The 13,786-nt window shown below is 60.8% G+C and carries 15 protein-coding genes and 2 tRNA genes; 11 read left to right on the plus strand and 6 right to left on the minus strand.

All coding sequences use genetic code 11. The features are described from left to right. The first annotated feature begins 163 nt into the window (after positions 1-163). The 5 genes from HDG33_RS06880 (at position 164) to HDG33_RS06900 (ending at position 5,122) form a co-directional block, all read left to right on the plus strand. Positions 164-1,087: a YicC/YloC family endoribonuclease gene (locus HDG33_RS06880; protein WP_184023292.1), complete on the plus strand. Its 924-nt coding sequence runs from the start codon at positions 164-166 to the stop codon at positions 1,085-1,087. A gap of 19 nt (positions 1,088-1,106) precedes the next feature. Further along, positions 1,107-1,790 carry a guanylate kinase gene (gene gmk, locus HDG33_RS06885; RefSeq protein ID WP_090801453.1) on the plus strand — a complete coding sequence of 228 codons (684 nt, stop codon included), beginning with the start codon at positions 1,107-1,109 and terminating at the stop codon, positions 1,788-1,790. 60 nt (positions 1,791-1,850) lie between these two features. Further along, positions 1,851-2,054, plus strand: a complete 204-nt coding sequence (gene rpoZ / locus HDG33_RS06890; RefSeq protein ID WP_008921215.1) for a DNA-directed RNA polymerase subunit omega — start codon at positions 1,851-1,853, stop codon at positions 2,052-2,054. Positions 2,055-2,152: 98 nt separating this feature from the next. Beyond that, entirely contained in the window at positions 2,153-4,513 is a 2,361-nt protein-coding gene (locus tag HDG33_RS06895; RefSeq protein WP_184023294.1) for a bifunctional (p)ppGpp synthetase/guanosine-3',5'-bis(diphosphate) 3'-pyrophosphohydrolase, read from the plus strand. A 123-nt stretch (positions 4,514-4,636) separates the two neighbouring features. Beyond that, positions 4,637-5,122 carry a phage protein NinX family protein gene (locus HDG33_RS06900; RefSeq protein ID WP_184023296.1) on the plus strand — a complete coding sequence of 162 codons (486 nt, stop codon included), beginning with the start codon at positions 4,637-4,639 and terminating at the stop codon, positions 5,120-5,122. 73 nt (positions 5,123-5,195) lie between these two features. Here HDG33_RS06900 and HDG33_RS06905 read toward each other — a convergent pair. Further along, positions 5,196-5,272 (minus strand) — tRNA-Arg (locus HDG33_RS06905). A gap of 74 nt (positions 5,273-5,346) precedes the next feature. Beyond that, a tRNA-Arg gene (locus HDG33_RS06910) sits at positions 5,347-5,423 on the minus strand. Between the two features lie 123 nt (positions 5,424-5,546). Here HDG33_RS06910 and greB point away from each other — a divergent pair. Continuing rightward, positions 5,547-6,116, plus strand: a complete 570-nt coding sequence (gene greB / locus HDG33_RS06915; RefSeq protein ID WP_184023299.1) for a transcription elongation factor GreB — start codon at positions 5,547-5,549, stop codon at positions 6,114-6,116. Between the two features lie 134 nt (positions 6,117-6,250). Here the strand turns inward: greB and HDG33_RS06920 are convergent, their stop codons facing one another. Both HDG33_RS06920 and HDG33_RS06925 read right to left on the minus strand, forming a co-directional pair. Further along, a complete protein-coding gene (locus tag HDG33_RS06920) occupies positions 6,251-7,420 on the minus strand; it encodes a porin (RefSeq protein ID WP_184011084.1) in 1,170 nt (389 codons plus the stop codon). 525 nt (positions 7,421-7,945) lie between these two features. Then, the gene (locus tag HDG33_RS06925) at positions 7,946-8,194 is read right to left on the minus strand and encodes a hypothetical protein (protein ID WP_090805424.1); all 249 of its coding nucleotides are present in this window, start codon (positions 8,192-8,194) and stop codon (positions 7,946-7,948) included. Between the two features lie 391 nt (positions 8,195-8,585). Between HDG33_RS06925 and HDG33_RS06930 the strand changes: the two genes are divergently transcribed. Both HDG33_RS06930 and HDG33_RS06935 read left to right on the plus strand, forming a co-directional pair. Beyond that, positions 8,586-8,789: a cold-shock protein gene (locus HDG33_RS06930; RefSeq protein WP_018421456.1), complete on the plus strand. Its 204-nt coding sequence runs from the start codon at positions 8,586-8,588 to the stop codon at positions 8,787-8,789. Positions 8,790-9,120: 331 nt separating this feature from the next. Continuing rightward, positions 9,121-10,269 carry an exonuclease domain-containing protein gene (locus tag HDG33_RS06935; protein ID WP_184023300.1) on the plus strand — a complete coding sequence of 383 codons (1,149 nt, stop codon included), beginning with the start codon at positions 9,121-9,123 and terminating at the stop codon, positions 10,267-10,269. A 38-nt stretch (positions 10,270-10,307) separates the two neighbouring features. Here HDG33_RS06935 and HDG33_RS06940 read toward each other — a convergent pair whose 3' ends face one another. Together HDG33_RS06940 and HDG33_RS06945 are read right to left on the minus strand one after the other, a co-directional pair. Then, on the minus strand, positions 10,308-10,904 hold the full coding sequence (locus HDG33_RS06940) for a chorismate mutase (protein ID WP_184023301.1): 597 nt from the start codon (positions 10,902-10,904) through the stop codon (positions 10,308-10,310). A gap of 280 nt (positions 10,905-11,184) precedes the next feature. Next, entirely contained in the window at positions 11,185-11,334 is a 150-nt protein-coding gene (locus tag HDG33_RS06945) for a hypothetical protein (RefSeq protein WP_018421453.1), read from the minus strand. 664 nt (positions 11,335-11,998) lie between these two features. Between HDG33_RS06945 and HDG33_RS06950 the strand changes: the two genes are divergently transcribed. The 3 genes from HDG33_RS06950 (at position 11,999) to HDG33_RS06960 (ending at position 13,442) form a co-directional block, all read left to right on the plus strand. Continuing rightward, entirely contained in the window at positions 11,999-12,250 is a 252-nt protein-coding gene (locus HDG33_RS06950; RefSeq protein WP_184023302.1) for a hypothetical protein, read from the plus strand. A 239-nt stretch (positions 12,251-12,489) separates the two neighbouring features. Beyond that, positions 12,490-12,981, plus strand: a complete 492-nt coding sequence (locus HDG33_RS06955; RefSeq protein WP_184023303.1) for an acyltransferase — start codon at positions 12,490-12,492, stop codon at positions 12,979-12,981. Beyond that, on the plus strand, positions 12,975-13,442 hold the full coding sequence (locus HDG33_RS06960) for a hypothetical protein (RefSeq protein ID WP_184023304.1): 468 nt from the start codon (positions 12,975-12,977) through the stop codon (positions 13,440-13,442). The genes HDG33_RS06955 and HDG33_RS06960 overlap by 7 nt, the downstream gene beginning before the upstream one ends. Positions 13,443-13,786: the final 344 nt, after the last annotated feature.

Raw genomic sequence — 13,786 nt, forward strand, 5'->3', positions numbered from 1 at the left:
GAAAAACCCTGATTTTACCGCCGATCGGATAGGGCGGTTGCCCATGCGGATGGCTGCGACAAAAATGGGATAATGCCGATTCCCCGCCCCGCGTCTCGTACACGCCGGGCGATCCGCTTCTCAGGCCATCGTCTACCGCATGGCCCCAATCGCGAGAAATACGATGATCTACAGCATGACTGGCTATGCGAGCGCCACGCGCGAACTCGTGGCAGCCTCGGGCACGGGTGGCGTCAGCGTGTCGGTCGAATTGCGCACGGTGAACTCGCGCTTTCTCGATCTGAACTTCCGCATGCCGGAAGACGTGCGCGTCGTCGAACCGACGCTGCGCGAGATGCTGATGAACAAGCTGTCGCGCGGCAAGGTCGACATTCGCGTGAATCTGCAGCGCAGCGAGCAGTCGGCGAACGCGGGCGCGATCAACCGCGACGCGCTCGCGCAACTCGCGCAGCTGGAACGCACGGTGCTCGGCACGTTTCCTGAAGCCGGCCGTCTGCGCACCGGCGAAATTCTGCGCTGGCCGGGCGTGCTCGCCGAAAGCGGCATCGCGCCCGAGACGCTGCGCGAAGCGGTGCTCGGATGCGGCAAGCAGGCGATCGCGGACCTGATCGACGTGCGCGCGCGTGAAGGCGCGCAACTCGCGACGATGCTGCTCGCCAACGTCGCCGAAATGGAGACGATCGTCGTGAAGATCACCCCGCTCGTGCCCGAGCTGATTGCGCGACATCAGCAGAAAATCGTCGAGCGTCTGCAGGAAGCGCTCGGCATCGCCGCGCCGGATGCGGCCGTGACGATCGTGTCGCGCGAAGAGATCAACGAGCGGATTCGCCAGGAAGTGACGATGTACGGCATTCGCATCGACATCGCCGAAGAGCTGTCGCGCCTCACCGCGCACCTGAACGAAACGCGTCACGTGATCGAGAAGGGCGGCAAGGTCGGCAAGCGGCTCGACTTCATGATGCAGGAGCTGAACCGCGAAGCGAACACGCTCGGTTCGAAGGCGGCGGCGAAGGAACTCGCGGATTCGTCGATGACGCTGAAGCTCTTGATCGAACAGATGCGCGAGCAGGTACAGAATCTCGAATAAGGCTGGAGCACCCCACATCATGACCGACCACCATCCACGCGAAACCGGCGCGGCGCGCCATTCGTACGCCGGCGCTTATCCCGGCAACCTGTTCATGGTCGTCGCGCCGTCGGGCGCGGGCAAGTCGACGCTCGTGAACGCGCTGCTCGCGAGCGACGACGCGATCCGTCTGTCGATCTCCTACACGACGCGCCCGCCGCGTCCGAAGGAGCAGGACGGCGAGCACTATCACTTCACGAGCGTCGAAGATTTCATGCAGCGTCACGACGCGGGCGAGTTTCTCGAAAGCGCGGAAGTGCACGGCAACTATTACGGCACGTCGCGCGTGTGGATCGAGGAGCAGATGAAAAACGGCCATGACGTGCTGCTCGAAATCGACTGGCAGGGTGCGCAGCAGGTGAAGAAGCAATTCAACAACGCGGTGGAGATTTTCATTCTGCCACCGTCGCTCGAAGCGCTCGAAGAGCGTCTGAAAAAGCGCGGCCAGGACGAGCCGAACGTAATCACGCGACGCTTGCTCGCGGCGGGCGGCGAGATCGCGCACGCGGCCGAAGCGGAGTACGTCGTGATCAACGAGAACTTCGATCGCGCGCTGGCGGAGTTGCAGTGCCTCGTCGGCGCGACGCGCTCGCGCTTCGCGTCGCAGTACGCGCGTCACACGCAGCTTTTCATGCAGCTCGGCATCCACCTGCCGCACGCGTGAGCGCGGCGTGGTGTCAAGCACATAAGGTAGAATAAGCAACATACTGAGAAGGAACCCAACATGGCCCGCATTACCGTCGAAGACTGCCTCAAACAGATCCCGAACCGTTTCGAACTCGCGCTTGCCGCAACCTATCGCGCGCGTCAGCTCGCTCAAGGCCACACGCCGAAAATCGAAAGCCGCGACAAGCCCACCGTCCTCGCGCTGCGTGAAATCGCATCGGGTCAGGTCGGCGTCGAAATGCTGAAGAAGGTGCCGGTCTAAGGCCCACGGATTTTCGTTTTCGACTTGCCGGTATTCGCCACACCGGATTGCTCAACGTGCAGAACTGCGTCCAACCCTGACCGCTACCGGAGGCGACCATGAGTGCTACCCCGCCCACCGCCACGGAAGCGGAGCACGACACCGACTCGCCGTCCTCTGCACGCAAGTACATCGACGCGGTCCTCGAGCAATCGTTTCGCCATCTGTTCGGGCCGACCGCCACGCCGGAGCAGCCGCGCCGGCATGACGTCGTCTCCATCGCCAATCTGACGTCTGCGCTGTCCGGCTATCTGCAGCCGGAAGAGATCAAGGACATCAAGGCGGCGTTCCACTTCAGCGATGAAGCCCACCTCGGCCAGTATCGCCAGAGCGGCGAGCCCTACATCACGCATCCGGTCGCCGTCGCGGAAATCTGCGCGGGCTGGAATCTCGACGCCCAGGCGATCATGGCGGCGCTGCTGCACGACGTGATGGAAGACCAGGGCGTGACCAAGGCGGAGCTCGCCGAGCGCTTCGGCGCGAAGGTCGCGGAGCTGGTCGACGGGTTGTCCAAGCTGGACAAGATGGAGTTTCGCAATCGCGAGGAAGCGCAAGCGGAGAACTTCCGCAAGATGCTGCTCGCGATGGCGCGCGACGTGCGCGTGATCCTCGTGAAGCTCGCCGACCGGCTGCACAACATGCGCACGCTCGGCGCGGTGCCGTCGGAGAAACGTCGCCGTGTCGCGCGCGAAACGCTAGACATTTACGCGCCGATCGCTCACCGGCTCGGCCTGAATAATACCTATCGCGAGCTGCAGGACCTGAGTTTCGCGAACTTCAACCCGCACCGTTACGCGACACTCGAAAAAGCCGTGAAGGCGGCGCGCGGCAATCGTCGCGAGGTGGTCGGCAAGATTCTCGAATCGGTGCAGCGCGCGATTGCGGACGCGAAGCTCGACGCCGAAGTCACCGGTCGCGAGAAAACCATCTTCAGCATTTACAAGAAGATGCGCGACAAGCAGCTGTCGTTTTCGCAGGTGCTCGACGTGTATGGTTTTCGCGTGGTCGTCGAGAGCGCGCTCGAGTGTTATACCTGCATCGGCGCGTTGCATGCGCTTTTCAAGCCTGTTCCGGGCAAGTTCAAGGATTACATCGCGATCCCGAAGGTGAACGGCTATCAGTCGCTGCACACCACGCTCGTCGGCCCGTTCGGCGCACCGATCGAGTTTCAGGTGCGCACGCGCAAGATGCACGAGATCGCCGAGGCGGGCGTCGCCGCGCACTGGCTGTACAAGAACGGCAGCGCGGATCTGAACGACGTGCAGATGCGTGCGCACCAGTGGCTGAAGTCGCTGCTCGACATTCAGAGCGAGGCGGGCGATTCGAGCGAATTCCTCGAGCACGTGAAGATCGACCTGTTCCCGGATGCGGTCTACGTGTTCACGCCGAAGTCGAAGATCATGGCGCTGCCGCGCGGCGCCACCGCGCTCGACTTCGCATACTCGATCCACAGCGACCTCGGCAACCAGTGCGTCGCGGTGAAGATCAACAACGAGCTGTTGCCGTTGCGTACCGAGCTGAAGAGCGGCGACATCGTCGAAGTCATTACGGCGCCGTATTCTAAGCCGAACCCCGCATGGCTCGGCTTCGTGCGCAGCGGCAAGGCGCGCTCGGCGATCCGTCATTATCTGAAGACGATGCGTCTGAACGAGTCGGTGCAGCTCGGCGAGCGTCTCGTCGATCAGGCGTTGAAGGGCTATGGTCTTGCGCTATCGGATGTGACGCCGGAGGCGTGGGAAAAGCTCGTGCAGTGGACGGGCAACAAGAACCGTCAGGAAATTTTCGCGGACATCGGTCTCGGCCGGCGGGTCGCCGCGGTGATGGCCAAGCGCATCGAAGTGCTGATGAGCGGGCGCGACGCTGACGACGACGGCTCGCGCTCCGAGTCCGGTTCGACGCCGCACGCGCCGCCGGTCGTCATCACCGGTACCGAGGGCATGTCGGTGCAGCTGTCCGCGTGTTGCCGTCCGATTCCGGGCGACGACATCATGGGCTATATCGGCATCGGTCTCGGCATGGCGATTCATACCACCGACTGCCGCGTCGCGCAGCGTATCCACCGGCGCGATCCGGGCCGCTGGATCGACGTCGCGTGGGCACCGCAGCCGGGGCGGCTGTTCGATGTCGCGGTCAAGGTACTGGTCAAGAACACCAAGGGCGTGTTCGCCCGCGTAGCGGCCGACATCACATCGGCGGACGCGAACATCGTCCATATCGCGATGGACGAAGATCTGTCGCAGGAATCCACGATTCTGCGCTTCGTGATCCAGGTCAGCGACCGGGTGCATCTGGCCAATGTGATGCGGCGCGTGCGCACGAATCCCGATGTGATGCGCATCACGCGTGAGCGGCCGAGCGAAGAGGGGCATCACCGCCACGACGGCGGCATGCGCATCGACCGCGAGCGCGCGGATTACTGAACGGCTTCCGGCTGGGCGTCGGCGCGGCTTGGACTGACGCTTCTCGCCAGTCAGGCATCTTTCGTGCGGCGGCTCAGGATACAACTCAAGGCAGGTCTCACCTGAACTCCAGGGGGAACGCAGATGAACGTGTCCGACCTCGCTGACGTGGCGCTCGATTACTGGGTGGCGCGCAGCCTGCACGACTTCGTGCGCGAAATCTACTTTACCGATAGCGGCGAGACTGTTGCGATCCGCGGCAACGATCGTGGTCGTCCGTGGGACGGGCGTTTCACGCCTTCCGCGTCATGGGAGGCGGCTGCCGTTGTGCTCGAGCGCGCGATGCGGCTCGACGTGCGCGAGCACAGCGATAAAGGCGCGGTATGCGTCGCTGAGTTCAAGGGCGGGCAGCGGGCCTCGGAGGGAATGGGCGACTCGCTGCGCATTGCTTTGCTGCGGGCGTTTGTCGTGAGCCGTTTCGGCGATACCGTCGACGACGTGCTGCGCGAGCGCCAGGCACTGACCGGCATGCGGACCGACACGATCAGCGAGCAAACGGTGGGCGGGGTCGTCGAGGACTTGCCGCACCCGGATGGGCAAATTGGGGATATCCAGTCGCCGCCGCGATGAGTTGCTGGCGCACGGGCACGGCATGGTGCGCCAGAAAAACAAAGGGCCTTCCGGTTGGAAGGCCCTTCATAGGTGGTGCGGCTGGCAGGATTCGAACCCACGACCCCTTGGTTCGTAGCCAAGTACTCTATCCAACTGAGCTACAGCCGCACGCAAAACGGTGATGCTTACTGTAAAAACTGATGAAACCTGAGAGCTCCCTGTAAGGGAACTCTCGAATAAGGTGGTGCGGCTGGCAGGATTCGAACCCACGACCCCTTGGTTCGTAGCCAAGTACTCTATCCAACTGAGCTACAGCCGCACACAGAAACGAGATTATAGCCAACAGATTTGAAAAACGGAAGCCCATCACGGCGATTTGTGTCGCCGGCCCGATCGTGTAACCTTTTATGAGATTGTTGCTAGTTGCTGTTAATGGATGATTATGAACAAGGCCTTTGTCAAAGAGTCGAGCGAAGACAACGATGACGATCTCGACATCGCCCAGCCCGACGTGCCCGCCGGCACCAAAAACTACATGACTCCCGCCGGTCATCGGCGTATGCGTGATGAATTGCTGCATCTGATCGATGTCGAGCGGCCCGAGGTTGTCAAGCTCGTGTCGTGGGCGGCGTCGAACGGCGACCGCTCGGAGAATGGCGACTACATCTACGGCAAACGCCGTCTGCGGGAAATCGACCGGCGCATCCGTTTTCTGACCAAGCGGCTCGATCTAGCCGAGGTCGTCGATAGCAGCCGGCAGGAAAACGTCGACCAGGTGTTTTTCGGCGCGACGGTCGACTATGCGACCGAGGACGGCGAAGAGCATCAGGTGACGATCGTCGGTGTCGACGAGGTCGACCTGGACATCGGGCACGTAAGCTGGATTTCGCCCATTGCGCGTGCGCTGCTGAAGGCTAAAGTCGGCGATACGGTCACGCTATTCACGCCGGCCGGTCCGCAGCCGATCGATATTCTCGACGTCAAGTATCCGCTGCCTGATAGCGGCCGCTAGGCCTCTGGCGAGGACGTGGGCTCACGTGCACGCACGCAGGCCTGCGCACAAAGCGGCAAAAACCCACGTCGGCACGGACATAAAAAAAGGCGCCGCGAACGGCGCCTTCTCTACTGCCAGTCCTTGCGCAGTGCTTAGAAGCGGTGACGCAGACCTGCGGTCACAGCGACTTGCTTGTTGTTGCCCGAAGCACCGCCCACGCCATTGATGTAGGCGTTAACGATCGAGTCTTCGTTTGCTGCCTGATACACGCCTTGCAGATACACGTCGGTACGCTTGGACAATGCGTACGCGGTTTGCAGGTTGACCTGGTTCCAGTGCACGTGCGAGCTCGACAGGTTCGCGCGCGTGTACGTGTACGCGCCAGCGATGCTGATTGCCGGCGTCAGCGCGTAACGGGCGTTGGCTTCAAAGTTCTGGAACTGAGCGCTGTTGGTCGGGAAGCCGACGCCGCCCGTTATGCCCGATGCGGCCGCGCTGATACCTGCCAAGCCGTGCAGGTTCGTCTGCGAGTACACGAGGCCGACCGTTGCCGGGCCGAACGCGTAGTTGGCGCCTGCGCCCCACGTCTGCTGACGCTGAGCGAAGAACGTGTTGTCGCCCGACACCGCGCCACCCGAGTTGAACGCAGCGGCTGCGCTGTTCGCGCCATTGCTGTTCAGTTGCATGTACGCAGCGGCAACGTTCAGGCCGCCCCAGTTATACGACGCGCCCGCACTGTAAGCGCGGTTATTGGCGAAGCCGGCAGCCTGGTTCGAGAAGCCGTACAAGCCGCCAAACTTGAAGCCGCCGTAGTTCGCGCTCTGGAATTTGGCCGAATTGTTGATACGGAACGAGTTGTTCAAGTTGTCGTTGTCGAACGGGTGCGCGAACTGCGTGCCGCCGTACTGCGTGCCGGTCAGTGCCAGCGGGCCGACGTAGTCGACCATGCTGTCGTATTGACGGCCGAGGGTCACGGCACCGAACTGGTCGCTCGACAGACCGACGAAGGCCTGACGGCCGAATAGACGGCTGTTCTGCTTGAGCGTGCCGTCATTGATGCCGAAGCCGTTCTCCAACGTGAAGATGGCCTTCAGACCGCCGCCCAGATCTTCAGCGCCACGCAGGCCGAAACGGCTGCCGTTCACCGAGCCGCTCGTCATCGCCACGTTGGCGCCGTGCTGGTTACTACTCGGATTCGGATGCTGGTTGTTCGTATAAGTGATACCGGCGTCGATCAGGCCATATAGGGTGACGCTACTTTGCGCGTGCGCTGCCGTTACGAAAACGCCCGACAGGGCAGCGACCATGAGTGTCTTCTTCATTGATATAACTCCGAGAGCGAGAGAGGTATAAAACCCTGGCTTGGGAGACCTTCACGCGAGCGCTGCGAGAAGCCGAATTCGCGTGAGAAGCGCGTTGACCAGATCCGCGCCGGTTTCCGATTAGGCAGAGTGTAGAGAGACACTTCCGGGAGTTGGCGTTCCGATTCGCGCAATAAAGTATTACGCGAGGAGAAACGATCGTTAATCGCCATTCGAGCCTTATGGATAAAGGCTTTGCGCCGACTGGGCGGATTCGGCGTCTGAATTTTCCTAAAGCGCGTTGCTGATTCGCGACACCGAACGATGCGGAAAAACAACGGGAAGAAATGCGGGAAAACGATTGTTGTTGTGGCGGCAATAGACGATTGTTAATTGTGTGAATAATCGAACTTGCATATGACCGCTATACTGTAAGTTCTGCTTTCCGAAGCAGACTTTTTCGTTGACGAAAAAGATCTCCAAACCTTTGTCAGCGCGACCTTCCAGTCGCGCTTTTTTTATGGCGGACGAGTTTCGCGAATGTCTCTAATGAGCGGGCGCAGTACCTTCCGCGTCGTCCCAGTCCGCCTGCGCGGGCACGCTCCAGTCTTCCATCACATAACGGCGCGCATCCATTGGCGAGGAGAGCAGGTTCTGCCAATGGTCTCCGTGCCACATCGGATCGAAGTCGAAAACGGTGCATGAATCCCCGATCTGTGCGGGCTGGTCTGATATGACCTTTGCGTGCGAATGAGTGAGCCAGGTGAAGAGACGGTGAATTTCCTTGGACAGCATGGCAACCTCCTGAAGCGCATCGCTACAACTGACTTGCATCATGCGAGTGAGGCGGCGCCGCAACAAGTCGGACAAACACTTACGCAAAGATAGACTTTGTTACATTCGTATTGCATATTTTCGCAAATTTTCCCGTTTGCGGACTCGGATTATTTTCGTTCAGGTAAATTTGACGCGCCGGCCTATATCCGTGTAGTTTGAAGTCTTATCTTTTTATACGCTAAACGCATATGAAAAGTTTACTTGACGGTCATTCTCTGTTCCCCGTATAACGGCAAAGCCGAATTTGATTGGCTGTTTCTGTCTTGATCAGATAAAGGCAACTGAATCGGGGTTAGATCGATTCGAGGGCAACGCCCGCTTTGGATTAATCACAGAGGGAAAACAGGAAATGGAAACTGGTGTCGTCAAATGGTTCAACGATGCTAAGGGTTTTGGCTTCATCACGTCAGACGTGGGTGGCGAGGATCTGTTCGCGCACTTTTCGGAGATCCGCAGCGAGGGCTTCAAGTCGTTGAAGGAAAATCAGCGCGTGTCTTTTGAAGTCAAGACCAGCCCGAAGGGCAAGCAGGCGGCTAACATTCAGCCGCTGTAAATGCGCTGGGCTGGGCGTGCCGCCCGCGCAGTCGGGAGCGAAAAACCCTCGCCGTCGCGCGAGGGTTTTTATTTTTATCTAGATGTCTCCCAGGTCGGATCTTCGGTAACTGCGTGGTTCAACAATACGCATTATTGTCGGAAGATAATCCATCGAAACGAATTGACTACGTCTGGATTAATGGTCTGGTTTAAGCGTCTGCGGGATTTCAGCGCAAAATCGACGGCCCGTGCCGACGCAGTTTCCAGCTGCGCACGGGGCGCTGTCTGGATGCACAACGTCCAACTGGTGCATACTTGCCGCAAATTCATGCGCCCGAATCCCTTGTCCCATGTCTGAACTGCTTTCGCCGGAACCGGCACTCGATGCACCCATCGTTTTCGTAGATCTCGAAACGACCGGCGGCTCCACGAGCGAGCACCGCATTACTGAGGTTGGCGTCGTCGAAGTCGGGCTGGCTGGCGTCTCGCGCTGGAGCAGCCTGATCGACCCGCAGCAGCCGATTCCGTCGTTCATCCAACAGCTGACCGGCATCACGAACGACATGGTGCGCGGCGCACCGACGTTCGAGTCGATCGCGCCCGCGTTGTTCGAGCGTTTGAACGGCAAGCTGTTCGTCGCGCACAACGCGAGTTTCGATCGCGGATTTTTACGCAGCGAATTTCGTCGCGCGGGAATCGCGTTCGATCCGGACGTGCTGTGCACGGTGCGGCTGTCGCGCGCGCTGTTTCCCGGCGAAACGCGCCACGGTCTCGATGCCCTCGTCGAACGCCATGCGCTGGTGCCGTCCGATCGCCACCGCGCGCTCGCCGACGCCGATCTGATCTGGCAGTTCTGGCAGCGTCTGCCGACGCTTGTGCCGCTGGAAGCGCTGCGCGCGCAGATCGAGCGCACGACGCGTCGCTACCGGCTCGCCGGCGACATCACCGAGGATTTGCTCGACACCGCGCCGGCTGGCTGTGGCGTGTATGCGTTTTATGGCGAAGACGATGCGCCGCTGTATGTCGGTCGCAGCGTGCGCGTGCGTCAGCGGCTGCGCTCGCATCTGACTGGCGAGCGGCGTTCGTCGAAGGATATGCGGCTAGCGCAGCTCGTGCGACGCGTCGAATGGCACGCGACTGGCGGAGAACTCGGCGCGATGCTCGCGGAGGCGCAGTGGATCGCAACGCTGCGGCCGGGCCACAACCGCTTGCCGCGCGTGACGAAGAGCGATCCCGCGAACGCGCCGTGGCCGTTCGAGGGGCCCATCGTGTTCGAGGAGCGTGAGGACGCGCAGGGTATCTTCCACGTGGTCGATCGCTGGCGCTACCTCGGACACGCGCCCTCGCTCGTCGCGGCGGCGCAGCTGCATGCGTCGACGCTGGCTGGGTCGTTCGAACTCTCGACGTACCGTATCCTGCAAAGCCATCTGGCGCGAGGCCTGCGCGTGATGCCGTTGAGCGTGTCGCGTGACAGCCCTGAGTCGAGCATCGTCGCGTGACGCTTATGCGACGTGCGCGCGCCGTGGCGTTACCGGAATCAGCCGGTGGCGCCGACTCCGCCCGTCTCGCACACGTGACCTAGTGCGTGCGTCAACGCGCTCGAATGCGCAGAGTCATAGCGCGTCAGCGCCTTCCAGTTAGCCAGCGATTGCGCGACCCGCGACGGACAATCGTCCGCCGCGCGCAGCGGCTGCACGCGCGCCAGACTCGCCATCAACGATTGTGTCAGCTTGTCGAGCTGCGGTCGGGTGCTGGTTGCGAGATCGGGTGCGGGACCTTGCGGTGGCTGGGTGCGACGCCAGTTCGCGAAGAGCGCGTTCTGCACGTCTTTGCTCGCATCGATCTGATCCTGGAAGAACGCGCGGGCGAACGCCGGGTCGACGTTTGCCGCCGCGGCGCGCTTTTCCACCTCGGCGAGCAGCGCGTTTTCACGCGGCGTATCGGTGATCGGCTGGTGGTTCGCCCACTTCCAGCGTGCGACCGGTTCCGCGAGTGCAAGGCGCTGCGAAACCAGCGCGATCAGGCTCGTGAGCGCGGTGTCGTCACCGTCGGCGAGGGCGGGGGCGGGCGAGAAGGCGAAGGCGGCGGCGATGACGAGCGCGCATGACGCGCCGAAGCGATGCAAATGATTCATGAGGTGGACGTGGCCGGGCGGCCGTTGAGGGAAAAACCAGAAGAATAAATGATGCGCCGCAACCTGCGAGCACCGGGACGATTCACACGGATCGTCGGGGGAAGTGGGCGAGAGAAGGATGCGCGTATGCGCGCGCTCAAGCCGCGTGGCCCAGTGCAACTGCTGTGCTCAGGCGAGCTGATCCAACGTCATGACGGAGATGTCGGACGCGTAATGAGGACGCGAGTATTCGCTGCGCGTGAAATCAACGAGCGCGAATGCTGCGCCGCGCCAAGGACCGTTACTTCGGATCGCACGACTTGCGTTGTTCGTCAAAGAAAGCGCGAACATGCTCGGGCAGCTCGGCTCCCAAAAACTCGACGGCCACAGGTTCCGGATCCGGGTAAAGAACTTTGTCCGGGGTCGGAATCTTCGGTGGTTTGGCATCCATGATCTTTCTCCTTTGCGAATCGATTATCGGCCTCGTCCCCTACATCGCACCAGTGTCCGATGCGAGTCATACACACTCTGTTGCTTTAACGGCACAAGCCGACACACCAGCGGAGGGATTGAATAAAATTTATCGTCTGACTATTGCCTGCGTTTCGCGGTCTGCTTGATCCGCTTAATTGCCGGCGCGAAATCATCTCCTTCCCGCTCCTTCTGCCAGTCCCTCTGAGCCTTGCCAAGCGTAGGCTTCAGCACGACCGATCGATATTGTCGCCGCGCTGCATCTAACGTTGTCGCATGACTAAAACGTGACAAACTTGTGCATTGCCGCATCGACAGGTTTTTCGCTTTTCCTGAACTGAACGTACGCAATTTGCCGATTGCATAACTCGCAGTCTAATTCTTGGTAAACGACCCATTCCCCATCGCGTTGACCGCGCAAAACACTATTTAAAGATTTGGTCGTTAATCAACTGACTGACAGGGGTTGGCAAACTCATCCCGCATTGCTGTGACAAAAGGACCTCATTTGGTGACAAGTCATGCGCAGAGCACCGGGCCACCTATGATTGAAGCGACTACTGATGGCTCGACGTGCGCTGGCAGACGGACACGCGAGGCGCAGCGCGGATGATGACGTTCTTCATGTTCGGGGAGAGGTCGCGATGGAAAACGCTGTCTACTGGAACGGACGTCAGGTTGGCATCGAATGCGCCGGCAGGATCTTGTGGTTCGCGTCGGCACCCGCGCAAGCGATAGCCGCATACGGCGCGCCACGCCAGCAGCCGAGCGCACAGGCCGATACCGTCGTTGCGCGCAACCTCGCGATGCCACGGTCGTACGACCCGCTCCACGTTCCCGACCAGGCTGGCCATGCGTTGCGCCACGACGTCGCGCCGGACGCGGCGCGACGCTGACCGCAAACGGCTGTATCAGGCCCGAAGCGACTCGTCGGCGCACCCTCGAGACCTTACCGATCAACTGGGGTGTTAGCGCACACACCGCGTTGCGGCGAACTTATACGATGCAATTGCCGTGCTGCCGTCGGCCTCTCACCCGTTGTCGGGCGAACCGGCAACCACACCCGCATCAGTCTGCAAACAGCCGATACCGAAGGCCGGCTGCGCGAGGAGGGTAGACCTGTCTCGCAACATCGATGCATCAACACTATTTGCCGCTGGGCCGCGCATCGCGTGGCCGCACCTCTTTTACCTGGCGCTGCGTCGTGCTCACTTGCGTGATCGCCGGGCAATTCAATGCGAAAGATCTACGGCCTGACTGGGCTGCGTGCGTTCGCGGCGTTGCTCGCCGTCGTTCATCACTTTGCCGACAACGAAGGGGGCTGCCACTGGGCATTGTGCAACTCGTCGATAACTGGGTCTGGGGTGTTGACATCTTTTTCATGCTGCGCGGCTTCATCCTTGCCCATACGTATCTTCCTTCGCGAGCGACCGCGTTCGGCTGGGTCGACTATCGATCGTTTATCGTCAAGCGGTTTGCGCGCGTGTATCCGCTGTATCCGGTGACGTTTCTGGTGTTCGTCGGCCGATGTTTCGTCGCGAAGCGAGCTGGAACTTCGTGTCGTGGTCGATCAGCGCCGAATGATTTGCCATTCTGTTTCTGTTTTCGCTGTGCGCGAGAGTGCTGAGCCGGCTGTCGCGCGTGACTTTCGGTGTGATCGTGCTGGTGTGCTGGCTGACGTTGTGCGTGTACTGCTTCCTCTATAACGACGGCGATGTCGGGCTGACCACGTTCGGTGTGCTACGGATCGTGTTGCAGGCGTGGCGCGGGACATCTGGGATGACTTTGCCCGACGAAATGGCGCTCCCAGTGTGCGATGCGAAACTACCCACCGAGGCTGGTGAACCGGCGAATCGGGATAACTGGCAAACGGCGGCGCAGCGGATAGCGGATGAGTTGTTCGAGCGCGATACCGCAAACGGTTGTCGTGACTCGCTCGCTGGCTATTCGCAACGGGTGGTAGAGGAAATGAAGGAGCGCTGGGGGTGTTTCAACGCGTATTTGCGCACGAACTGGCCACTGCGCTCCGCGATGCCAATGCGGCGGTTTCGGCAAATCTCGTACGTGGGTCGCATATGCGTGCATTGATGCGTCGGACAGCGAAGCGCAGGACGGGGCGCGATGAGGCGCCTGAAATCTGTTTCCACGTCACGCATACCATGCACTAGCACTTGCGTGGCCTCGCGCGAGCAGGGAGAGGAGCTTCTGGTTTCGGCCCAGTTTGGGTCGTTCGACAATCAAGAGTTGAGTCCTGATCTCATTGTCAACGAGCGAATCCAACATCCATCAGCGGCTCTTTTAGACAGTATGACTCCCGTGAGGCAAAGGCTGGCCCGCCGTGAGGAATCAAACGCGGGTTAGCATTGCTGCCAGAGCCGCACGGTGTGGACAGGGCCACACCCGGCGATTTCCGACACGGAGGCCAGCATGGA

The sequence above is a fragment of the Paraburkholderia sp. Cpub6 genome, from assembly GCF_014201065.1.
Taxonomy (GTDB): Bacteria; Pseudomonadota; Gammaproteobacteria; order Burkholderiales; family Burkholderiaceae; genus Paraburkholderia; species Paraburkholderia tuberum.